At 66.0% G+C, this 20,647-nt stretch carries 21 protein-coding genes; 13 read left to right on the forward strand and 8 right to left on the reverse strand.

Annotated features, from left to right (window positions below; all coding sequences use genetic code 11):
• Positions 1-114: 114 nt before the first annotated feature.
• Complete coding sequence (locus CH276_RS14255) at positions 115-1,440, reverse strand: serine hydrolase domain-containing protein (RefSeq protein ID WP_094628462.1); 1,326 nt, start codon at positions 1,438-1,440, stop codon at positions 115-117.
• A 76-nt stretch (positions 1,441-1,516) separates the two neighbouring features.
• Entirely contained in the window at positions 1,517-2,782 is a 1,266-nt protein-coding gene (locus CH276_RS14260; RefSeq protein WP_254923831.1) for a lipase family protein, read from the reverse strand.
• A 62-nt stretch (positions 2,783-2,844) separates the two neighbouring features.
• Between CH276_RS14260 and CH276_RS14265 the strand changes: the two genes are divergently transcribed.
• Positions 2,845-3,282 carry an OsmC family protein gene (locus CH276_RS14265; RefSeq protein ID WP_094628458.1) on the forward strand — a complete coding sequence of 146 codons (438 nt, stop codon included), beginning with the start codon at positions 2,845-2,847 and terminating at the stop codon, positions 3,280-3,282.
• Between the two features lie 175 nt (positions 3,283-3,457).
• Positions 3,458-5,764, forward strand: a complete 2,307-nt coding sequence (locus CH276_RS14270) for a putative bifunctional diguanylate cyclase/phosphodiesterase (RefSeq protein ID WP_094628456.1) — start codon at positions 3,458-3,460, stop codon at positions 5,762-5,764.
• 17 nt (positions 5,765-5,781) lie between these two features.
• On the opposite strand, the gene CH276_RS14275 is transcribed toward CH276_RS14270, so the two are convergent.
• Positions 5,782-6,093 (reverse strand): antibiotic biosynthesis monooxygenase family protein, encoded by a 312-nt coding sequence (locus CH276_RS14275; protein ID WP_032397200.1) that lies wholly within the window; start codon positions 6,091-6,093, stop codon positions 5,782-5,784.
• 36 nt (positions 6,094-6,129) lie between these two features.
• On the opposite strand from CH276_RS14275, the gene CH276_RS14280 reads away from it, so the two are divergent.
• Both CH276_RS14280 and CH276_RS14285 read left to right on the forward strand, forming a co-directional pair.
• Positions 6,130-6,867: an alpha/beta fold hydrolase gene (locus tag CH276_RS14280; protein WP_094628454.1), complete on the forward strand. Its 738-nt coding sequence runs from the start codon at positions 6,130-6,132 to the stop codon at positions 6,865-6,867.
• A gap of 5 nt (positions 6,868-6,872) precedes the next feature.
• Complete coding sequence (locus CH276_RS14285) at positions 6,873-7,682, forward strand: alpha/beta fold hydrolase (RefSeq protein ID WP_094628464.1); 810 nt, start codon at positions 6,873-6,875, stop codon at positions 7,680-7,682.
• Here the strand turns inward: CH276_RS14285 and CH276_RS14290 are convergent.
• The gene (locus CH276_RS14290) at positions 7,676-9,040 is read right to left on the reverse strand and encodes an MFS transporter (protein WP_094628452.1); all 1,365 of its coding nucleotides are present in this window, start codon (positions 9,038-9,040) and stop codon (positions 7,676-7,678) included. The two genes, CH276_RS14285 and CH276_RS14290, sit on opposite strands and share 7 nt — an antisense overlap.
• Before the next feature lie 78 nt (positions 9,041-9,118).
• Here CH276_RS14290 and CH276_RS14295 point away from each other — a divergent pair, with 78 nt between their 5' ends.
• On the forward strand, positions 9,119-9,721 hold the full coding sequence (locus CH276_RS14295) for a TetR/AcrR family transcriptional regulator (protein ID WP_094628450.1): 603 nt from the start codon (positions 9,119-9,121) through the stop codon (positions 9,719-9,721).
• Here the strand turns inward: CH276_RS14295 and CH276_RS14300 are convergent.
• Positions 9,718-10,602, reverse strand: a complete 885-nt coding sequence (locus CH276_RS14300) for an A/G-specific adenine glycosylase (protein WP_032397198.1) — start codon at positions 10,600-10,602, stop codon at positions 9,718-9,720. The two genes, CH276_RS14295 and CH276_RS14300, sit on opposite strands and share 4 nt — an antisense overlap.
• A gap of 90 nt (positions 10,603-10,692) precedes the next feature.
• Here CH276_RS14300 and CH276_RS14305 point away from each other — a divergent pair, with 90 nt between their 5' ends.
• The 3 genes from CH276_RS14305 to CH276_RS14315 all read left to right on the forward strand — a co-directional run bounded on the left by CH276_RS14305 (position 10,693) and on the right by CH276_RS14315 (position 13,047).
• Complete coding sequence (locus CH276_RS14305) at positions 10,693-11,319, forward strand: carbonic anhydrase (RefSeq protein WP_032397417.1); 627 nt, start codon at positions 10,693-10,695, stop codon at positions 11,317-11,319.
• A gap of 90 nt (positions 11,320-11,409) precedes the next feature.
• Positions 11,410-12,156 (forward strand): hypothetical protein, encoded by a 747-nt coding sequence (locus CH276_RS14310; protein WP_094628448.1) that lies wholly within the window; start codon positions 11,410-11,412, stop codon positions 12,154-12,156.
• Between the two features lie 15 nt (positions 12,157-12,171).
• Positions 12,172-13,047 carry an SCO6745 family protein gene (locus CH276_RS14315; RefSeq protein ID WP_032397196.1) on the forward strand — a complete coding sequence of 292 codons (876 nt, stop codon included), beginning with the start codon at positions 12,172-12,174 and terminating at the stop codon, positions 13,045-13,047.
• Here the strand turns inward: CH276_RS14315 and disA are convergent.
• The 3 genes from disA to CH276_RS14330 all read right to left on the reverse strand — a co-directional run bounded on the left by disA (position 13,044) and on the right by CH276_RS14330 (position 16,304).
• A complete protein-coding gene (disA, locus tag CH276_RS14320; protein WP_032397195.1) occupies positions 13,044-14,129 on the reverse strand; it encodes a DNA integrity scanning diadenylate cyclase DisA in 1,086 nt (361 codons plus the stop codon). The genes CH276_RS14315 and disA overlap by 4 nt on opposite strands.
• A 125-nt stretch (positions 14,130-14,254) precedes the next feature.
• Positions 14,255-15,652, reverse strand: coding sequence for a DNA repair protein RadA (gene radA, locus CH276_RS14325; RefSeq protein WP_032397194.1), 1,398 nt, complete (start codon positions 15,650-15,652; stop codon positions 14,255-14,257).
• A gap of 43 nt (positions 15,653-15,695) precedes the next feature.
• Positions 15,696-16,304, reverse strand: a complete 609-nt coding sequence (locus CH276_RS14330; RefSeq protein WP_032397193.1) for a hypothetical protein — start codon at positions 16,302-16,304, stop codon at positions 15,696-15,698.
• A gap of 288 nt (positions 16,305-16,592) precedes the next feature.
• On the opposite strand from CH276_RS14330, the gene CH276_RS14335 reads away from it, so the two are divergent.
• The 5 genes from CH276_RS14335 to rlmB are packed head-to-tail and all read left to right on the forward strand — an operon-like array spanning position 16,593 to position 20,645.
• The gene (locus tag CH276_RS14335; protein ID WP_027494344.1) at positions 16,593-17,081 is read left to right on the forward strand and encodes a CarD family transcriptional regulator; all 489 of its coding nucleotides are present in this window, start codon (positions 16,593-16,595) and stop codon (positions 17,079-17,081) included.
• A gap of 1 nt (position 17,082) precedes the next feature.
• Entirely contained in the window at positions 17,083-17,748 is a 666-nt protein-coding gene (ispD, locus tag CH276_RS14340; RefSeq protein WP_032397192.1) for a 2-C-methyl-D-erythritol 4-phosphate cytidylyltransferase, read from the forward strand.
• A 10-nt stretch (positions 17,749-17,758) separates the two neighbouring features.
• Positions 17,759-18,223 (forward strand): 2-C-methyl-D-erythritol 2,4-cyclodiphosphate synthase, encoded by a 465-nt coding sequence (ispF, locus tag CH276_RS14345; RefSeq protein WP_032397191.1) that lies wholly within the window; start codon positions 17,759-17,761, stop codon positions 18,221-18,223.
• 23 nt (positions 18,224-18,246) lie between these two features.
• Positions 18,247-19,662, forward strand: coding sequence for a cysteine--tRNA ligase (cysS, locus tag CH276_RS14350; RefSeq protein WP_032397416.1), 1,416 nt, complete (start codon positions 18,247-18,249; stop codon positions 19,660-19,662).
• Positions 19,662-20,645, forward strand: a complete 984-nt coding sequence (rlmB, locus tag CH276_RS14355; protein ID WP_032397190.1) for a 23S rRNA (guanosine(2251)-2'-O)-methyltransferase RlmB — start codon at positions 19,662-19,664, stop codon at positions 20,643-20,645. Before cysS ends, rlmB begins: the two co-directional genes overlap by 1 nt.
• Positions 20,646-20,647 lie beyond the last annotated feature (2 nt).

A 20,647-nucleotide genomic window follows, 5' to 3' on the forward strand; every position in this document is an offset into this window, starting at 1 on the left:
GCCCAGCCCGACCACCCACCCCCGTTCGCGTCAATGGACCATTGCACTCTTCAGACGTATGTAGTGGTCCATTCACGCAGATCAGCTCCGCGGGTGAATGGCACATTGCAGCGCTCAGACGTGTGCAGTGGTCCATTGACGCAGGACCCGAGCGCCGAGGGCAACGGCGATGACAACAAGTTCGGCGAGCAGGATCCAGAACAGCAGCGCGATGTCTGGAGCCCAGCGGGCCAGTGTCGAGATCGGCGCATCGGCGAGTGCGGGCAGCGAAAAGTACAGCAGTCCAGCTGCGCCGAGGGCGGCCAGTGCATGCGCGGGTGCCCATCGTCCGGGAGCGGTTCGGAATCCGAGGAGCGCTCTGGTCGCACAGATCGCCAACAGCACCGCGAGGGTGGTCGACGCGATCAGTGCAACTTCGTACGGACCGAAGCCGGCGGTAGGAGGGTCGTCCATGCCGAGTCGCGTGAGCACGAGGGAGCGGGCAGCCGAGGCCAGAGCATCGGCCTCGAGCTCGCCGTATTTGTTGGTCGCGAACACCACTGCCAGGTGTCGTTCCGGAACGAGTGCGACGTGAGTGAAGTAGCCGGGGACCGCACCGGAATGCCACCGCATCTCGGTACCGTCGGGCAGCGTTTCGACGTACCATCCGTATCCGTACGCCGCCCCCGAACCTGTCGGCACCGTATCCGGACTGTTCGACGCCGGAGCGGTCAGTTGCCTGGATGCATAGCGTGAGAGTTCGTCGATGGAACCGCTCAGGTAGCCGTAACCCATTCCTGCGGAGTCGATTCCGGTATCGATTCTTCGGGGGAAGGTGAAGAACGGTACGTGGCCGGGTGCGACGGTGTCTGCGGTGTGCACCCCGGTCTCACGGGCGACGACGTCGGCGAAAGGTTCGGCGGTGGCCTTCTCGACGATCGCTTGCAGCAGTAGGTAGTTCAGGCTCGAGTATCGGAAGGTGCCGCGTTCGGCGGCCCTGACGTCCAGGGTGGGGAGGATGTCGAGCGCTCGCTCCGTGCGCCCCCACACGTCCAGTTCGGTCACATCGTGCGGGAGGCCGCTCGTGTGGTGGATCAGGTCGTCGATCGTGACGTTGCCCGGAAGGATCGAATCACTTTCCGGCAGAATCGAATTCACGGATCCATCCAGCGTCAGGGCTCGGTGTTCGGCGAGTGAGTACACCGTGGCCGCCGTCACCGACTTCGATACCGAACCCCACACGAACGGAGTCGTCTCGTCGATCGGCGCACCGTCTCCGTCCACCCCGTACTCGACGTTCTCCAAGACCTCGTGCTCGGAGACGACGCGGAACGCGACTCCCGGCAGTCCGAGTTCGTCTGCGACGGCTCGGATGCCCGACGCCACGCCGGGGTCCGGTGGGGTGGGGGAGCCGGCGGTCAGGACTGCGACGACGGTCAGCAGGGCGTGGGCGATGCGCATGATGGGAGTGAATCAACCTCATCGCGGTCGACGCCTCGGTGAACACCCTGATTTCACACCTGAGATCAGCTTCCGCCTATCGGGTCGTTCCTGCAAGCTCCACTCCTGCGCGGACGAGGCCTGCGATCCAGGGCATCACGTCGTCGTAGGCCGCCAGGGATCCGGGTAGGTGGTTCGCGCCCTCCACCGGGATGGCCGGTAGATCGTATTCGCGGTAGGTGACGTCTGCGCCCAGATCGCGCCAGCGCCCGAGCAGGGTGCGGCTCTGCTCGACGGGCACGGTGTCGTCCTCGACTGCGTGCGAGAGATACACCGGCATGGCAGGGGCGATGCGCCCGACGGTGTTCGTCTCGGTGATCTCGGCCAGCACCGGGTTGCTCAGTTGCTCGGTCAGTGGTCGGCCGTCGCGGGTGAGCTCGGTCGTTCGTACGGTTGCGGTGGCCGCGGGGTCGGTGGTGCACCAGTTCTGTGCGGCGTCGAGCGCGGCGATCCCGTCGGAGTCGAAGAGGTCGCGGATGCCTGCCGCTCGTTCCGGGTAGGCGTTGATCATCCCGTCGACCGTGAAGAGCGCGGCACTACCGAGGCGGGTGTTGTCGAGCGTGTCGATGTTGAGGGTCGGATCCGCCGGTGGCGCACCGACGTACGCTCCCCGGACGTTCAGCTCGGGAGCGTAGGTAGAGGCGAGTTCGGCAGCGGAGGCGGACGCGAACCCGCCTTCGGAGTAGCCGAACAGCACCACCGGGGTGGTCGGCTCGACGTCCGCGGTTCTGGCGGCGTCCAGCAGCGCACGGCCCGAGGCGACTCGGTTCAGGTACGTGTGCCCGCCGGGGGTGCCCAGGCCCTGGTAGTCGGTCGCGACGACGCGATATCCGGCCAACAGCAGCGGCAGGATGGCCGGGGACGAACCGACTGTCCCGAGAACAGCCGATCCGGCGCAGCGGTCCGCCATACCGGAGGTGCCGGGCGCGTACGCGATCACCGGCCGGGGTCCGGGGCCGACCCACGGAGCGGTGGGGGTCATGGTGTAGCCGGATACGACCATGGGCTGATCGTGTGTGTCGGTGGACCGATAGAGAATCCGCTCGATGTCGAATCCGAGACCGAACCCTTTGGGCGAGTTGACGGGCAGGCTTCGGACAACCTCGCCGAGCGTCGCGGTGTCGACCGCCGCAACCGGCGCGTCGTAGAACTCCGTCAGAGGGCTCGCGCCGGCCGTCGGCGTCGAGAATCCGGCGATCGCGATCGACAGGATCGCGGTTGCCACGATCGTCGCTGCGCGCGGGCAGTTTCCCGATTGTCGCACCCGTCGTGTCGACATCTTCGCACTCGGTAGCCCGGTCACCCCGCTGACGTTAGCCTGAGAAACAGGCCCACAGAGGGTCGACTACGAAAGGATTCGGTTCGATGCCAACTCGTACTTCACGCACAGCTTGGAACGGAACGCTGGAACAAGGTTCCGGCCAGGTCGAGCTGTCCAGTTCCGGCGCGGCGACTTTCGATGTGTCGTTTCCCAAGCGCGCCGCCGAGAACGCCGACGGCACCACCAGTCCCGAGGAATTGATCGCCGCGGCTCACTCGAGCTGCTATGCGATGCAGTTGTCGGCGTTGATCGCCGAGGCGGGCGGCACCCCACAGAGCCTCGAGGTCACCGCCGATGTCTCGCTGGGTCCCGATGAACCGGGTTTCAAGCTGACCGGCATCAAACTCACCGTGCGGGGCGAGGTCGAGGGTCTCGATGCAGACGGGTTCGCGAAGGCGGCTCAGGCGGCAAAGGAAACCTGCCCCGTCAGCAAGGCTCTCACCGGTGTCGAGATCACATTGGACGCGTCTCTCGAAAGCTGAACGGACAAATCGCCCGATGTGAGACTGGCGAACGATCGTCAGGTTTGAAATAGTTCGTTACTCGACCCATCTGCAGGGTGATTCGGTTACGAATCGTGTTCAAACGTCGGGTTCGATCGGCTGATGCGTACGTTCGGGGTATGCACCGACCGGCCTAGGAAGGATCAGCCCCACCATGTTGTGGACGCGCTTCCTGGGCCTCGGTGTACTCGCCGTAGCGGCGTACGCAATAGCCCCGCCTGGTATACCCCAGGGTGCGATATACGCAATCGTGCTTCTGGCCACAATCGTCGCGTTCGTCTACCGCTACTTTCGGGAACCCGGGCCGGACAAGCGGACGTGGAGGTACATGGCCGTCGGCGTCGGCTCCTGGGGTATCGGCGACGTGCTGATCGCGATGGTGCAGGTCAGCGGTGGACGAGTATCGACGTTCTCCTCGTCCGACATCTTCTACCTGTTCGGCTATCTGGTGATCGCCGTCGGCTTCGCACGAGCCGCCGACGAGAACGGGCTCGTGTTCGGGTGGGAAGAACTGCTCGAGTGTCTGGTTGTTGCAGTCGGTATCGGACTCGCCACGTGGGTGTTCGTCATCCCCGGCGATTCGACGCTGTCGTTTCCGTCGGCGATGGAATTGTGGCCTGCCACGGTCTACCTCACCATCGACGCGTTTCTGCTCACGCTCGTCGGAAGTCTGTACCTGCTGACCCGCTCGACAACGGTGCCGTTCCTGGCGGCAGCGGCCGGAGTCGTGTTCCTGGTGTCTGCCGATTTCGCGTCCTATGCCACGGTCGACTCGTCCGAGCTCTACCGTTCGACTCTCCTGAACACGCTGTGGTTGGCCGCGTACGTGTGTTTCGGAGTGATCGCCTTGCACATTCCGGAGCGGGCGGTGTCGCGGGTCGACCGGTCCAGCCCGTTCAGATTCGGGCGTGTGAGATTTCTCGGACTCGCGGTCGCGGTCGCCGTGACACCCCTAGCGATGGCAATTCAGTTGGCCCGCGGGGTCCCCGTCCAGCAGTGGGGGTGGGTGATCGTGCTGTCGTCGGCGATGATCATCGCGCTCGTCGGGTGCCGTATCGCATACTTCCTCGAGACGCTGCGGCGGCAGGCCGCAGTGCTCGAGGACGTGGCTCGGACGGATGCGGTGACCGGGCTGGCCAGTCGCCGCCTGCTCCGAGAGCGGTTGGACACGATGCTCGCCGGACGCGGCGAGTCGGACGTATTCACGCTCGTGGTGGACATCGACCGCTTCGCGCAGATCAACGAGACCTTCGGGTACAGCGTAGGAGACAGTGTCCTGCGCGAGATCGGTCATCGCCTGGTCGCATCGGTGCGATCCGACGACCTCGTCGGACGGCTCGGTGGGGATCAGTTCGTCGTCGCCATGCGCAGGCGTCCCGGCCAGATCGACGTATCGGACACTGCCGAGCAACTCCAGTTCGCAGTCAGTAGAACGATGTTCGTGCACGACATCAACGTGGCACTCGACGCGACGGTCGGAATCGCAGCCATAGAAGTCTGCCCGGCGGCCTCGGGTTCGGGTTCGGCGACCGTGTCGATAGACGGCGAATCGATGCTGCAGCGGGCGCACGTGGCCCTGACTGCCGCGAAGGCGGGCCACACTCGTATCGGTCGCTACGAACCCGACATGGATCGCGACCGACACGATCACATGCGGTTGCTGGGCGAACTCGACAAGGCCATCGGTGACCACCAGCTTCGAGTGTTCTTTCAGCCTTGCCTGGATCTGGAATCCGGCAGTGTCGATCGCGTCGAGGCGTTACTGCGGTGGCAGCACCCACGTGAGGGTCTGATCGGACCGTCGATGTTCCTGCCCGACGCCGAGCGCACCGGTATGTTGCCCGCCATCACCGCCCTCGTGCTCGACGAGGCCTTGGCTCAGTGCAGCGAGCTGCGTCGACGTGGAGTCAATTTGTCTGTCTCGGTGAATCTTTCGGTGAGAAACCTACTGGACGAGACGCTCACCGAACAGGTCGCGGCCGCGCTGGCGAAACATTCGGTTCCCGCGCATGCCCTGGAGTTCGAGGTCACCGAGACAACGGCGATGACCGATCCGGTGCGCTCGGTGAACGCGTTGACGTCCCTTCGTGGCCTCGGCGTCACCATCGCGATCGACGACTACGGCACCGGCTACAGCTCGTTGGCCTATCTGCAGACTCTGCCGGTGCAGACTCTCAAGATCGACCGCTCGTTCGTGTCGAAGATGAACACCGAAGAGACCGACGCATCGATCGTGCGCTCGACCATCGACCTGGCTCGAAGTCTCGGGGTGCGGGTCATGGCCGAGGGAGTCGAGGACGCGGGCACGTTGGACGCGCTCCGAGAATTGGGCTGCGACGGTGCTCAGGGCTACTTCCTCGGCAGGCCGATGCCGGCCGAGTTCCTGGCCGAAGCTGTGGCGAAACTGGATTCGCAGATGCCGACGAGACTCGAATGGGAGCTCGCCCGCGAACGCATCTGAGCGGACGCGTGCGCTCTTCAGGACACGGCAGGCACGTCCAGTACGACCTCGAATTCGAGCAGGGATGCTCCGGACGAGACCGGCTTCGCAGAACTGGCTCCGGCGTGAGCCTCCCGAGACGGTCCCGCCGACCATGCCTGGAACGACTCCTCGTCCTCCCATTGGGTGACGACGAAGTAGCGCGACTCGCCCTTGACCGGCCGCAGCAGTTGGAACCCGAGGAAACCCGGGGAGCCGTCGACCGACCCGGCGCGCGCGGCGAAGCGCTTCTCGAGTTCGGGGCCCGCGCCCTCGGGTACGTCGATCGCATTGATCTTCACAATGGCCATGCCCGCGAGATTACTCCGCCGATATGCTCGGTGGTGATGCTCTACGACGAGGGTGGATCCGGCCGTTCGATTCTGCTGCTGCACGGGCTGATGGGCAGCGCCGCCACCTGGCGGCGGCAGGTTCCGTGGCTTCGAGAATTCGGGCATGTGCACTCCTACGATGCGCCGGGGCATCGTCGTCCTGCGCCGACCGAGCTCACGACCGAGTTCTTCGTGGCCGACCTGCTCGAGCATCTCGAGGCATTGGGTCCCAGTGTGTTGATCGGCCATTCGATGGGCGCACTGCACGGTTGGTGTGCCGCCGCCGAGCGCCCCGACCTGGTTTCCGCCATGGTGGTCGAGGACATCTCTCCGGATTTCAGGGGACGGACCGCCGATGATTGGGCAGCGATGATGCGGGCGTGGCCGCAACCCTTTCCCGACGCCGATGCGGTGCTGGCGTTCTTCGGAGATGTTGCGGGACAATACTTTCTGGATTCCTTCGTGCGAAGTGACGATGGCTGGCGCCTGCACGGTGAGGTGGACGTCTTCGAGGCGATCTCGCAGGAGTGGGGGACTCGACACTTCTGGGACGAGTGGGATGCCGTCGAGGCTCCGGTGTTGCTGATCGAAGGTGAACACACCATCACCCCGGCCGGTCAGATGCAGCGAATGCACTCGGGTAAGCCCGGATCGGCGTACGTGCGGATCGAGAAGGCGGCGCACCTGATTCACGACGAGGCGCCCGAGGGGTATCGCACGGCGGTGCAGGAGTTCCTGCGCGCACTAGGATGATCCGAATGCCGCTCGCGAAGCTCAACGGAATCGACCTCAACTACGACGTCACCGGCGACGGTCCGCTGGTGGTGTTGGTGATGGGTACCGGTAGCCCGGGACGCGTGTGGCGAACCCATCAGGTTCCGGTGCTGGTGAAGCAGGGGTACCGGGTGGTTACCTTCGACAATCGGGGTATCGCACCGTCTTCCGAGTGCGCGAGCGGAATGACGCTCGACGACCTGGTCGCCGACACCGCTGCCCTCATCGAACACCTCGGTGGCGGGCCTGCACGCGTCGTGGGCACCTCGATGGGAGCGCGCGTGACGCAGGAACTGGCCTTGGCCCGGCCGGATCTGGTGTCGCATGCAGTGATGATGGCCACCTTCGGTAAGACCACCACTTTTCGTGCGCAGATGTCGAAGGGTGAGAAGGATCTTCACGACGCCGGGGTCGAACTCCCCGCGTCGTATCGGGCGGCGATGACTGCGATGCAGAACTTTTCGCCGAAGACCCTCGCCGACGACTCGGCGATCGGTGATTGGCTGGCGATCCTCGAATACTCCGGTGGCAGAAAGACTGCGGGTATGCGTGCGCAGATCGGACTCGAAATGCGTTCAGGGACGGACCGATTGGCGGCGTACCGGGTGATCAGGGCGAAATCTCTGGTGATCGGATTCGCCGACGATCGCATGATTCCGGTGCAGCAGTGCCGCGACGTCGCCTCCGCGATACCCGGTGCGCAGTACGTCGAAATCGCCGACACCGGTCACTTCGGATACCTCGAACGCCCGGAAGCAGTCAATGCGGCGCTGGTCGAGTTTCTCGCTCAGTAACGAACTTTCGGCGGCGGTGTGCGAAGGAAGGCCGCGCAGCACACCGCTGTCACCGCCATCGCCGCTGCCATGGCCGAATAGGCGAATCGAAAGTCCGTCAGCCCGGCGACGATGGTGAGCAGCGCCAACCCCATCGCGCCACCGAACTGCTTGGACGTGTTCATCAATCCCGACGCGGCCCCGGCATCGGAGCGTGCGACGCCGCTGGTCACCGCAGTGGCCAGCGGGGTGTTGAGCAGCCCGCCGCCGATCCCGATCAGAATCGACGGCAGCCCGACGGCCGCGAGGTAGCCAGGCGAATTCGAGGCCGCCGCGAGGCCGAGCAGTCCGGCGGCGGTCAGGGTCGCGCCGGCAGCGGCAATCAGGTGCGAGGGGCATCTGCGCATCAGGGCGGGGGTGACTGCGACGCCGGTCACGACGAGAGCGGCAGTGAGCGGTAGAAAGCCCACTGCCGCCTGCAGGGGTGACTGCTGCAGGGGCTGTTGCATCTGATAGGTCAGGTACAACCAGATCGGTATCTGGAACACCGCACCGGTGAGCAGTGTCAGAAGGTTTCCCGCGACCACGGTGCGATCGGCGAACAGTCGCAACGGGATCAGTGGTGCGGTCGATCGACGCAGTCGGAGTACGAATCCGATCGATCCGGCCACGGCGAGAACAGCCGTCGACAGGGACAACGACTGCGAGCCGCCGGCTCCGAGTTGGGTGACCGCTACGGTGGACGCGCCGAGGGCCATTGCGCCGAAGGCCGCACCGATGATGTCGAGCCCGGGCCGATGCGCCTCGGTGTCGGCTCGCCGAACGTCGAGGTGTCGACGAGCCGATGTCAGCAGGACGACGCCGATGGGCAGATTGATCAGCAGAACCGCCCGCCACGAGACGTACTCGGTCAGAGCTCCTCCGGCGATGTTGCCTACTCCACCGCCGGCAACACTGATCGCCGTCCACACCGCGACAGCACGTGTCCGCATCGGCCCCTCGGGGTAGGTGAGAGTGAGCAACGTGAACGTGGCGGGGGAGACGATTGCTGCGGCCAGACCCTGAACGATGCGCGCGGACACCAACATCGAGCCGGTGGATGCGACGCCGCCGATGACGCTGGCGGCGACGAACAGGGAAACGCCGAAGAGGAAAACCTCGCGGATGCCCCGGGTGTCGGCCGCGCGGGCTCCGGCGAGCAGGGCCGCCGCGAACGCGACGGTATATCCGCTGGCAACCCACTGCACGTCGCGATCCTCGATGCTCAGCGCTCGGGCGATCTGCGGCAGAGCGATGTTGACAACCGAGGAGTCGAGCACCACCAGCAGCTGGGCCAGGCACGCAACGGCCAGAACACCCCACGAACGCTCCCGCGTCATACTCGACCCCCTCGGTTGATACAGCTGTATAACAGTCGGTTGATACAGTTGTATCAAACAGAGGAGAGTGGGCAGAAAATGGCCGGCGAAGATCGACGAGAGCAGATTCTGGCGGCCGCAGAGCGGGTTGCGACCGTCGATGGGCTCGAGGCGCTGACGATGCGGAGCACCGCCGCGGCAGCCGAGGTATCGCTGCGACTGGTCCAGTACTACTTCCACTCCAAGGCAGGGCTGCTCGACGCCGTTCTGACGCGCTTCTCCGAGCGCGGCTACGCGGACTCTCGATCCCGGATCGACGCGATCGCCGACATTTCGCCGGCCCGACGCCTGCAGATGTTCGCCCGTTCTGTGCTGCCGACAGACGACGAGGGCAGGCGCTTCCATCGGCTGGGAGTGTCGTTCGCATCCCTGGCGATACGAGAGCCGGACCTGGCGCAGGCCGCGTATGGCGCCAATCTTGCTGTGTTGGAGTCGGTTCTGACTCGCATGATCGGCGAGGCCGCAGCGGAGAGCGGTTCGGATCGAATCGACGCCGTCGCGGAGGCTCGACTACTCATGTCCGCATTGCACGGCTTGGGAACGATGACGATGGTCGGGCAGATCGACGAGATCGAGGCGGCCGATCTGGTGGACCGATTGCTGCTCGGCAGAGCATGGTTCGACGCAACCGTCCGCAGTTAGCCGTCCGAACCCTCACCCGCGAGGGCGAACAATCCCGATTCGGTTTGTTCGATCAAGCCGTCGGTGAGCAGTGAATCGAGAGCTCGGTCGCGTTGGGTCGGGTCGGTGGTCCAGACGATGTCCAGCTGAGCGCGCTCGACCGGTCCGGTGCTCTCGCGCAGCACCGACATGAGCTTGCCGCGCACCTGACGATCCGTCCCCGCGAACTTCTGGACCTTCTTGGCCGGGCCGGTGTGCGCGGGCCTGCCTGCCTCGATCCAGGCGCACTCCGGCAGTGGGCACAGCAGGCAGGCCGGATTCTTGGCTGTACAGATCAGTGCGCCCAGTTCCATCAACGCCGCCGAGTAGCGGGCGGCGCGGGGGACGCTCTCGGGGAGCAGCTGTTCCACATCGGCCAGATCCCGCGAGGTCGAGGGATTTCCGGGCTCGGCATTGCCGTGCATCGCACGCGCGACGACGCGTCGAACATTGGTGTCCACCACAGGAACTCGCTGACCGTAGGCGAAAGTCGCGACCGCCCTTGCGGTGTATGCGCCGATGCCCGGCAGACCCAACAGAGTCTCGACGTCGGTGGGCACCTCGTCGCCGTACTCTTCGGCGAGCACCCGGGAGCACTCGTGCAACCGCAGTGCTCGACGCGGATAGCCCAACTTGCCCCACGCGCGGAGCACTTCGGCCTGCGAGGACGCGGCCATCGCCGACGGCACCGGCCAACGCTGCACCCACTGCTCCCAGATGGGCGCGACCCGCACCACCGGCGTCTGCTGCAGCATGATCTCGCTCATCAGGATCTGCCACGCGCTGACGCCGGGCCGTCGCCACGGCAGGTCGCGTCCGTCGGTGTCGAACCACCCGAGCAGTGCGTCGGCATCGATCGGCAAGTGGTCGCCCTTCTCGTCGTGTCCGTGATCGGTCCCAACAGTAGTCAACCCGACTCGCCGGTAACTCGATCCACGTGCACAATGAAACCCATGCCTGCTTCGAATCCGATCGCTGCCTGGAAGTCACTCAAGGAAGGCAACCAACGGTTTGTCTCCGGAGAGGTCCTGCACCCGTCGCAGGGTATCGAGGATCGCGCCCGCCTCGAGAGCGCTCAGCATCCCGGTGCCATCCTCTTCGGCTGCGCGGACTCGCGTGTTGCTGCAGAGATCATCTTCGATCAGGGCCTCGGTGACATGTTCGTGGTGCGCACGGCAGGCCATGTCGTCGACTCTGCGGTTCTGGGCTCGATCGAGTACGGCGTCGCGGTGCTGAAGGCGCCGCTGATCGTGGTGCTCGGCCACGATCATTGCGGTGCAGTCAAGGCGACCGTCGACGCCCTCGAGAGTGGCGACGTACCCGGTGGCTACATCCGCGACGTCGTCGAACGCGTCACCCCGTCGGTGCTCTCAGCCCGCCGTGACGGCTACCATGCCGTCGACGAGTTCGAGGCCCGCCACGTCGAGGAAACCGGAAATCTGCTGATGCAGCGTTCCCGAATCGTCGCCGAGAAGGTCGAAGCCGGAGAGCTCGCGATCGTCGGGCTCACCTACCAACTGTCGAAGGGTCATGCGCAGTTGCGTGAGGTCATCGGCGACATCGGCGAAATACCAGCCTGAACCACTCCGATCCCATCTCGGTGAGTTCGCTGACGCGACACGCCGCGTGGGCTCAGGGATAGCGTGGCCTCGGCCGCATACGGTTGATTCGTGTTGGAACCGACCGGGCCTTTGCCTCCCGAAATCTACTGGCGACGCCGTGCGCTCGCCATCGGTGCGGCCGTTGTCGTCCTCGGATTGATCGTGTGGTTCATCGCCTCGCTCAGTGGCGGTTCCGACGACACCGAGGCCGCTCCTGCAGGTGTCGTTGCGGCTCCGGCGACGTCCTCGGCTCTGCCGTCACCCAGCTCCTCTGCCTCCGATGCCGATTCCGCCGGTGCAGGTGGCTCCGGTGGCGGTTCGGGTGGATCAGGTGGTTCCGGCGGCTCGGGTGGAGCTAACGACTCCGCTGCCGGTGATGGCGCAGCTGCGACCACCAGCGGCGCGCCGGCTCCGGTGATCGCCAATCAGTGCTCGGATCAGTCGCTCGCGATCAAGGTGACGCCGGAGCAGGCCACCTACCGGCTGGGCGAAGAGCCCGTGTTCACCGTGGTCATCACCAACATCGGCTCCACCGAATGTCAGCGCGACGTCGGTGCCGGGTTGCAGCAGGCGCTCGTCTACACCCTCGACAATCAGCGCATCTGGTCCAACATCGACTGCTTCCCCAACGCTGCTTCGGATCTGCGCACCTTCAAGCCCGGCGAACAGGCCGGCTTCACCGTCAAGTGGTCGGGTACCAACTCGGTTCCCGGCTGCGGCGAAGAGCGCATCCCGGTCGGCGTCGGTGCCTACCAGGCGATCGCCCAGCTCGGCGAGCTCAAGAGCGCGCCGGAGCCGTTCAACATCACCGGCTGAGTACGGTCGACTCTCATGACCACCTCGACAGCACTCGCCCGAGCGGCCTACAAGACGCTCGAACCCTTCCACGTCACCGCGTACTTCAATCCCGAACTGGGATCGGCGTACGAGGACACCGGCCTCGACGGGCACGCCTGGTACGTCGGAGCTCGGGCTGCTCCGATGGGTCCGTGCGCGCCGAGTGTCGTCGCTGCTGCGTTCTACAACTTCAATCCGGTACTGATCGAGCGTGCGTGGCCTGCCGCCGTGGCCGTCGGACTGGAGACGGTGTCCGATCGTCGGTGGGCCCTGCTCGACTCCGTTCTCGGCACGGCTCTCGGCTCCCTGGCGGACGACCCTGCGCTCACCGAGTTGGCGGGGCGTCTGGGCGATATCGGCGACACCGCCTCGTTCGCGGGCCGACCGCTCGCCGCCGCGTGGCACTCCGCCGCTCGACCCGAGGTACCGCATCTGGCCCTCTGGCACTCGATCACCGTCCTCCGCGAATGGCGCGGTGACGGCCACCTCGCCGCGCTGATCGACGCAGAACTCGATCCAACGGAAGCGGCCGTGTTCCACGAGGCCGACCGGCCGAACCCGCAGCCCGGCCGTCGGGCGCTCGGCAAGCGCATCACACAGCTCACCCGTGAATGGTCCGAGAGCGAATGGGGTTCTGCCGCGGAACGACTCGCTGCCCGTGGACTGCTCACCGTCTCCGCCGAGGGCGAGACGTTGACCGACGACGGCGTCGCGCTCGATCAGCACATCGAGGATCGCACCGACATCATGGCGTCGGCCGTGTGGAGAGACGTCCCCGATGCCGAGGAGTTGATCACGAGCGCACGACCGTACGTGAAGGCCGTGATCGACGCAGGCTTCCTGCCGGGGACGAAGAAGAAGGCGTCCTAGTCGTACGGCCCCGAGATCGAGGCCTCGGCCAGTCTGGAGAGGCCTTCGCGGATGTGACGGGCCCACAGTCCACCGATGCCGTCGACGGACTGCAGGTCGGCCGAGGTGGCCGCGAGTAGCCCCTGCAGGGTGCCGAACGCGCCGACGAGTCGGTGAATCTGGCTGAACTGCAACCGCGGAACTCGGGTGAGCACCCGGTACCCGCGGGGGCTCATCGGGGTGTCGAGGGCCTCGATGGTCGCGGGATATCCGAAGGCTCGGGCCAGCGTCGTCAGATCCAGCAGATCGACGTCGGTCAGCTTGTCCAGTGCGGCGAGTGCCTTCTCGACTCCGGTGGTGCTCGACGGTTCGTTCCCGGCGAGGTAGTCACGGACGATCAGTTGGCGATCGACGTCGTTGTCGCCCAACAACTCTTCGAGCTGGAGCGCGAGCTGCCTGCCGTCGGTGCCGAGTTCCAGGACGTTCTGTTCGATCTCAACCGACACTCGCCGCACCATCTCGAGGCGCTGCGCGACGGTCAGGGCATCGCGCAGGGTCACGAAGTCCTCGATCTCGACGACCGAGAGTTGACGGGTGTTGTCGTCGAGCCTGGCCTTGTAGCGCTCGAGGGTCGCGACGGCCTGATTGGCGCGCGAGAGGATGGTGGCCGAGCCCTCCACGACGTGCCTGACGCCGCCGATGTAGACGCTGACGATGCTCATCGACTGGCTCACCGAGACAACGGGATAACCGGTTTGCATGGCGGTTCGCTCGGCGGCGCGGTGCCGGGTGCCGGATTCGACGGTGGGGATCTTGTGGTCCGGTACGAGCTGCACATTGGCCCGGACGATTCGTTTGCCGTCGGTCGAAAGTACTACTGCGCCATCCATTTTCGACAGCTCGCGAAGTCTGGTCGGCGCGAACTCGACATCGAGCTCGAATCCGCCGTCGCAGATGGCCTCGACCTCGTCGTCGTATCCGAGGACGATCAGGCCGCCGGTGCGGCCGCGCAGAATTCGCTCGAGACCGTCGCGCAGGGCGGTTCCCGGTGCGAGCCGGGCGATGGTCTCGCGCAACGCTGGGGACGGCGTGGTGCCCTCCATGGCCAACCCCCTCGTGTCGTCTCGGCGTGCGGCGTGGTTGCTGCCCGTGCGGGCGATGCATGTCTGCGGATAAAGAGTACTGCGCAACTACATGCAGGCAGCCCGACAAAGAATACTGCCCGGTGTCATACGGGCCGCATACGCGTGTAGGTCAACGCCTCGCCGACGTTGGTGACGGTCTTGACCTTGATGCCGTCCGGTATGGGGCCTGCGTCCTCGGGGACGATGGCGTAGTTGAAGCCCAACCGCGCGGCCTCGGCGAGGCGGCGACCCAGTCCGGCGACGCGGCGCACCTCGCCTGCCAGCCCCACCTCGCCCAGAATCACCATGCCCGGGGGCAGCGGCTGATCGCGGACCGCCGACGCCACGGCCGCAGCCAGCGCGAGATCGGCGGACGGTTCGCTGGTGCGCATGCCGCCGACCGTCGCCGCATAGACCTCCGCCTTGGACACCTTGACCCCGCAGCGGCGTTCCAACACGGCCAGGATCATCGCCACGCGGGCGTGATCGAGCCCGCTGACCGCGCGCCGGGGCGACGGCATCGCGGTGTCCACGATCAGTGCTTGCAGCTCGGCCAACAGCGGCCGTTTGCCGTCCATCGTGACGGTGACGGCAGTGCCGGGCACGGCGTCGCCCCGATGATGCAGGAACAACCCGGACGGATCACTGATGCCGACGATCCCGGTTTCGCGCAGCTCGAAGCAGCCGACCTCGTCGGATGCGCCGAACCGATTCTTGACGCCGCGGATCATCCGCAGAGTCGAGTGCTTGTCGCCCTCGAAGTTGAGGACCACGTCGACGAGGTGCTCGAGCGAGCGCGGACCTGCCACCGCGCCCTCCTTCGTGACGTGCCCGACGAGCAACACCGCAACCCCGGTCGTCTTGGCCAGCGTGGTCAGCGCGCTCGTGATGGCGCGAACCTGCGTGACACCGCCGATGACGCCGTCGACGTCCGCGGCGAGCATCGTCTGCACGGAATCGACGATCAGCAGGCTCGGCTCGACCTGCTCGACGTGGCCGAAGACGGTGGCGAGGTCGGACTCGGCGGCGAGGAAGACGCGCTCGTGTACCGCGCCGGTCCGATCGGCACGCAACCTCACCTGACCCGCCGACTCCTCGCCCGTGACGTAGAGCGCTCGACGATCGGGCGCCGATCGGGCCCACCGATGCACCACCTCCAGCAACAGTGTCGACTTGCCGACTCCGGGCTCGCCGGCGAGGAGCACGACCGAACCGGGGACGAGGCCGCCACCCAGAACACGATCGAACTCGTCGATTCCGGTGGTGTTGGCCTGCGAGGTGGCACTGCTGATGGTCGTCAGAGCTGCAGCGGGCGTAGTGGGAATCATGGCCCCACCGCCCGAACGAAGGGCCGATGCGCCTGCGCGTGTGGCGAGCGGAGCAGCGGTGGCCTGGACTTCGTCCATCGAGCCCCAGTCACCGCACTCGGGGCAGCGACCGACCCATTTGGAGACCGAGTGACGGCACGCGGAGCAGCGGTAGCTCGACTTCAGTTTGACCACGCCGCGAGCCTAACGATGGGCACCGACAGGGTCGGGGCGGCGGCTACTCGCCTTCGCTGTGCTCGGTCACCGCGGACTCGTCGCGCTCGAGCTCGTGGCCGGCATCGACGGGAACGTTGACGACCACCTCGCCCGCGTTGGCGAACTCGAACGTGACCGGCAGGGTCAGGCCCGGCCGAACGTTCTCGGAGATGTCTGCCATCTCGACCTTGATCAGCTGGATCGGCAGCAGCGGATCGTCGAGCTGAACGTCCGCGGGCGTACCTGCGCCGAGCGCGGTCAGCGGAGCGATCTCGGTGCTGCCCGATTCCGCCTCGTCGACGATGGTGACCTCGGCCTCGGGGGAGGAGATGCCGGTCAGCTCGTCGGCCACACCCGGGTTGGAGTTGATGGCCGTGAAACCGAGCTCGACGGTGCCGCCGGGCTCGATGCTGTACTCCTGCGAATCGGGGTACACCACGTGCACGTTGCGCAGCTGGATGTCGCCGACGTCGACGGAGTTGCCGTTGACCGCGGCGACCTGAGTGGCCGTCTGGGAGATCTGACCTGCGCCGCACGCGGTGAGGGCGAGCGCGCCACCGGCGAGAAGAGCGAGGGCAGCGGCCGTCCTGCGATGGCGGCCAAGCGGTGTCGCAGCGTCGATTGCAGTCACTTCGGTCGTCCTCCATGTGGTGCCGGGCCGGCTCGGTCCATCTCGTCCACTAGGGAGAGTAGTAGTTCTCGTCCACCGGCCGCTCGTGGGGTCTGCCGGTGGCCCGATGACGCCAGGTGAGGGTGCCTGCCGAGTGTGAGGACGGCGCAGTGGCGCACGTGAAAATGTGGCCCCGGATACACGTCGATCGGTCTGTGTCAACCCCTGATTCGGCACCACTATGCCCCTGACCTGCACCGTTGATATGAGCCGTGGTATTCTGGGTAAATCGAAAGGGGCACTTGTCACATGATTTTCAAGGTCGGAGACACCGTCGTTTACCCCCATCACGGAGCGGCGCTGATCGAAGCGATAGAGACACGCACCATCAAGGGTGAACCGAGAGAGTATCTGGTTCTCAAGGTCGCGCAAGGCGACCTCACCGTTCGAGTTCCCGCGGACAACGCAGAATACGTAGGCGTTCGCGACGTCGTCGGGCAAGAAGGTCTCGACAAAGTCTTCCAGGTGCTTCGCGCGCCGCACACCGAAGAGCCCACCAACTGGTCGCGCCGCTACAAGGCCAACTTGGAAAAGCTCGCGTCCGGTGACGTGAACAAGGTTGCCGAGGTCGTCCGTGATCTCTGGCGACGTGAGCAGGACCGCGGCCTGTCGGCAGGCGAGAAGCGGATGCTCGCCAAGGCGCGTCAGATCCTGGTCGGCGAGCTCGCACTCGCCGAGGGAACGGATCAGGCCAAGGCCGACACCATGCTCGACGAAGTTCTCGCTACAGCTTCCTAGGGTGAACGGTACTTCCGGCGACGTGGTCGCCCTGGTACCCGCAGCAGGCAAAGGCCTTCGGCTCGGACACGACGAGCCGAAGGCATTCGTCTGTCTGGGCACCGATTCTCTCCTGACACGGTCCGTGGACGGTCTTCGGGCCTCGGGGGCCGTCGATCGTATCGTCGTCATCGTGCCGGCCGAGCTGCTCGACGCGGCCCGTCGTCATGTCGGCGACGACGTCGTCGTCGTGGCCGGAGGGCTCGAGCGCACCGATTCGGTGCGCGCCGGTCTGGCCGCTGTCGGCGATGCAGCCGTCGTACTGGTCCACGACGCAGCCCGTGCCCTCACCCCACCGACGCTGATCGCCCGCGTCGTGGCCGAGGTACGAGCCGGACGCTCCGCCGTCATCCCCGTCCTCCCGGTCGTCGACACCATCAAGGAAGTCGACATCATGGGCGCGGTGGTCGGTACCCCGGACCGCGCGAGTCTGCGCTCGGTGCAGACTCCGCAGGGATTCGACGCCGACGTCCTGCGCCGGGCGTACGACGCCGCATCCGACATCTCCACCGACGACGCGGGCCTCGTCGAGCGCATCGGCGAGACGGTGCACTCCATCGTCGGCGACGCACTCGCGTTCAAGATCACCACTCCACACGACCTACTACTGGCACAGGCCCTGCTGTGAGAGGCGCGCTATGAGAGTCGGCATCGGAACCGACGTCCATCCCATCGCTCCCGGTCGGCCCTGTTGGCTGGCGGGTTTGCTGTTCACCGATGCGGACGGACTCGACGGGCATTCCGACGGCGACGTGGCCTCGCACGCCCTGTGCGACGCATTGCTGTCCGCGGCGGGACTGGGCGATCTCGGATCGGTGTTCGGGACCGGGCGTCCGGAATGGGACGGGGTCAGTGGAGCCGCCATGTTGACCGAGGTCAAGCGGCTGCTCGACGAGGACGGTTTCGCGATCGGCAACGCCGCGGTGCAGATCATCGGCAATCGGCCCAAGATCGGACCGCGCCGTGTCGAGGCTCAGGAAGTTCTTTCGCGGGTGCTCGGTGCGCCGGTATCGGTGTCTGCGACCACCACCGACGGGCTGGGGTTGACCGGTCGTGGTGAAGGAATCGCGGCCATCGCGACCGCACTTGTCATGACGAGGTAAAACCACCGGTAGCATTGCTGGTCGTGACCCTTCGCCTGCATGACACCGAGACGAGGGCCCTGCGGGAATTCACCCCCTTGGTCCCTGGCCATGTATCGGTGTACCTGTGTGGGGCGACGGTGCAGGGCGAACCGCATATCGGCCACGTGCGCAGCGGCGTCGCCTTCGACGTACTGCGCCGCTGGTTGCTGGCGCACGATTACGACGTGGCGTTCGTACGCAACGTCACCGACATCGACGACAAGATCCTCAACAAGGCACGCGACGCAGGCCGTCCGTGGTGGGAGTGGGCCGCGACCTACGAGCGGTCCTTCACCTGGGCGTACGACCGGCTCGGGGTGCTGCCGCCGTCGGCGGAGCCGCGCGCGACCGGGCACATCACCCAGATGGTGCAGATGATCGAGCGCCTGATCGAACGCGGCCACGCCTACGCCGATTCGTGCGGTGACGTCTACTTCGACGTGCAGAGCTTCCCGAGCTACGGCGCACTGTCCGGGCACAAGCTCGACGACGTGCACCAGGGCGAGAGCGTCGCCGAGGGCAAGCGTGATCCCCGCGACTTCACGCTGTGGAAGGGCGCGAAGCCCGGCGAGCCGTCGTGGCCGACGCCGTGGGGTCCCGGCCGCCCGGGCTGGCATCTCGAATGCTCGGCGATGGCAGAGAACTACCTCGGCTCGGAGTTCGACATCCATTGCGGCGGCCTCGATCTGGTGTTCCCGCACCACGAGAACGAGCGGGCGCAGTCCATGGCGGCCGGTGACGGCTTCTCGCAGTACTGGCTGCACAACGGGTGGGTGACGATGGGCGGGGAGAAGATGTCGAAGTCTCTCGGCAACGTTCTCTCGGTACCGAACGTACTCGAGAGGGTTCGGCCGCAAGAGCTTCGGTTCTACCTCGGTGGTGCGCACTATCGGTCGATGCTCGAGTACTCCGACACCGCTCTCGAGACCGCCGCCGTGACGTACCGGGGTATCGAAGGGTTCGTCCGTCGAGCCGTCGAACGTGCCGGTGAGGTACCGATGGGCAAGTGGACCGCCGGGTTCGCCGAGGCCCTCGACGACGACCTCGGAGTTCCCAAGGCGTTGGCTGAGATTCACGCCACCGTCACACTCGGCAACACAGCACTCGAGTCCGGCGATCTACCGGCTGCGGCGGAGTACGCGGGCAGCGTGCGAGCGATGCTCGACATCCTCGGTGTCGATCCGCTCGATCCGCATTGGAGCCGCGACAGCGGTTCCGACTCGGCCGCCCTCGGCGCTCTCGGCGTGTTGGTCGAGGCCGAGCTGGAGCGTCGAGCATCGGCGAAGGCGGCCAAGGACTGGGCCACTGCCGACGACATACGGACACGACTGGCGAAGGCCGGAGTCGACGTGACAGATACACCCAACGGGCCCGAATGGTCGCTGGGTACGAGCAAGACCGACGAAGCAGGTTTGTGATGGCAGGCAATTCGAGTAGGCGCGGCGCGATCCGCAAGGACGGCACCAAGAAGGGGCAGGTCGCCGGTTCCGGCGGCAAGCGTCGTAAGGGCCTCGAGGGTCGTGGGGCGACGCCTCCCGCCTCCGAGCGCACCAAGCATCCCGCCGCGCGTCGGGCCAAGCTCGCCGAGAAGTCCGCGCAGAATCGTGGCGGCAGCACCGGTGGCCGCGCGGGTGGCAGGCCGGCCGGACGCAAGGCCGAAGACGGTCCCGAGGTGGTATTGGGCCGCAACCCGGTCGTCGAGTGCCTGCGGGCAGGCGTGCCCGCCACCGCACTGTGGGTTGCCGTCGGTACCGACAGCGACGATCGCCTCAAGGAAGCCGTGCAGCGCGCAGGCGATGCGCGGATCTCCATCCTCGAAGTTCCTCGCTCTGATCTGGACAAGCTCAGCGCCAACGGATTGCACCAGGGCCTGGCCCTGCAGGTGCCGCCGTACCGCTACGCGCACCCCGACGATCTGATCTCGAACGCGCGCACGCACCAGGAGCCGGCTCTGCTCGTGGCTCTCGACAACATCACCGACCCGCGCAACCTCGGTGCCGTCGTGCGTTCGGTGGCCGCTTTCGGCGGTCACGGCGTGGTGATTCCGCAGCGGCGCAGCGCGAGCGTGTCGGCAGTGGCATGGCGAACCAGTGCCGGTGCCGCAGCTCGCCTGCCCATCGCGCGAGCAGTGAATCTGACTCGCACACTGAAGGATTGGCAGTCCAAGGGCGTCACCGTCGTCGGTCTCGACGCGGGCGGCGACACCGAACTCGACACCTTCGACGGTAAGGGGCCGGTCGTCATCGTCGTCGGTTCCGAGGGCAAGGGCCTGTCGCGTCTTGTCAGCGAGACCTGCGATCACATTCTGTCGATCCCGATGGCGGGGCCGGTGGAATCGCTCAACGCGTCCGTCGCCGCAGGCGTCGTGCTGGCCGACATAGCTCGGCAACGCCGCGGGTAGAC

The sequence above is a fragment of the Rhodococcus sp. 06-470-2 genome (assembly GCF_002258235.1).
In the GTDB taxonomy this organism is placed as follows: domain Bacteria; phylum Actinomycetota; class Actinomycetes; order Mycobacteriales; family Mycobacteriaceae; genus Rhodococcoides.

Coding starts and splice junctions, on each gene's coding strand:
- CH276_RS14285 (WP_094628464.1), top strand. CDS start 6,873: ATGCCGCTCGCGAAGCTCAACGGAATCGACCTCAACTACGACGTCACC.
- CH276_RS14305 (WP_032397417.1), top strand. CDS start 10,693: ATGCCTGCTTCGAATCCGATCGCTGCCTGGAAGTCACTCAAGGAAGGC.
- CH276_RS14290 (WP_094628452.1), bottom strand. CDS start 9,040: ATGACGCGGGAGCGTTCGTGGGGTGTTCTGGCCGTTGCGTGCCTGGCC.
- CH276_RS14335 (WP_027494344.1), top strand. CDS start 16,593: ATGATTTTCAAGGTCGGAGACACCGTCGTTTACCCCCATCACGGAGCG.
- CH276_RS14275 (WP_032397200.1), bottom strand. CDS start 6,093: ATGGCCATTGTGAAGATCAATGCGATCGACGTACCCGAGGGCGCGGGC.
- disA (WP_032397195.1), bottom strand. CDS start 14,129: ATGGAGGGCACCACGCCGTCCCCAGCGTTGCGCGAGACCATCGCCCGG.
- CH276_RS14255 (WP_094628462.1), bottom strand. CDS start 1,440: ATGCGCATCGCCCACGCCCTGCTGACCGTCGTCGCAGTCCTGACCGCC.
- rlmB (WP_032397190.1), top strand. CDS start 19,662: ATGGCAGGCAATTCGAGTAGGCGCGGCGCGATCCGCAAGGACGGCACC.
- CH276_RS14280 (WP_094628454.1), top strand. CDS start 6,130: ATGCTCTACGACGAGGGTGGATCCGGCCGTTCGATTCTGCTGCTGCAC.
- CH276_RS14295 (WP_094628450.1), top strand. CDS start 9,119: ATGGCCGGCGAAGATCGACGAGAGCAGATTCTGGCGGCCGCAGAGCGG.
- CH276_RS14315 (WP_032397196.1), top strand. CDS start 12,172: ATGACCACCTCGACAGCACTCGCCCGAGCGGCCTACAAGACGCTCGAA.
- CH276_RS14270 (WP_094628456.1), top strand. CDS start 3,458: ATGTTGTGGACGCGCTTCCTGGGCCTCGGTGTACTCGCCGTAGCGGCG.
- ispF (WP_032397191.1), top strand. CDS start 17,759: ATGAGAGTCGGCATCGGAACCGACGTCCATCCCATCGCTCCCGGTCGG.
- CH276_RS14265 (WP_094628458.1), top strand. CDS start 2,845: ATGCCAACTCGTACTTCACGCACAGCTTGGAACGGAACGCTGGAACAA.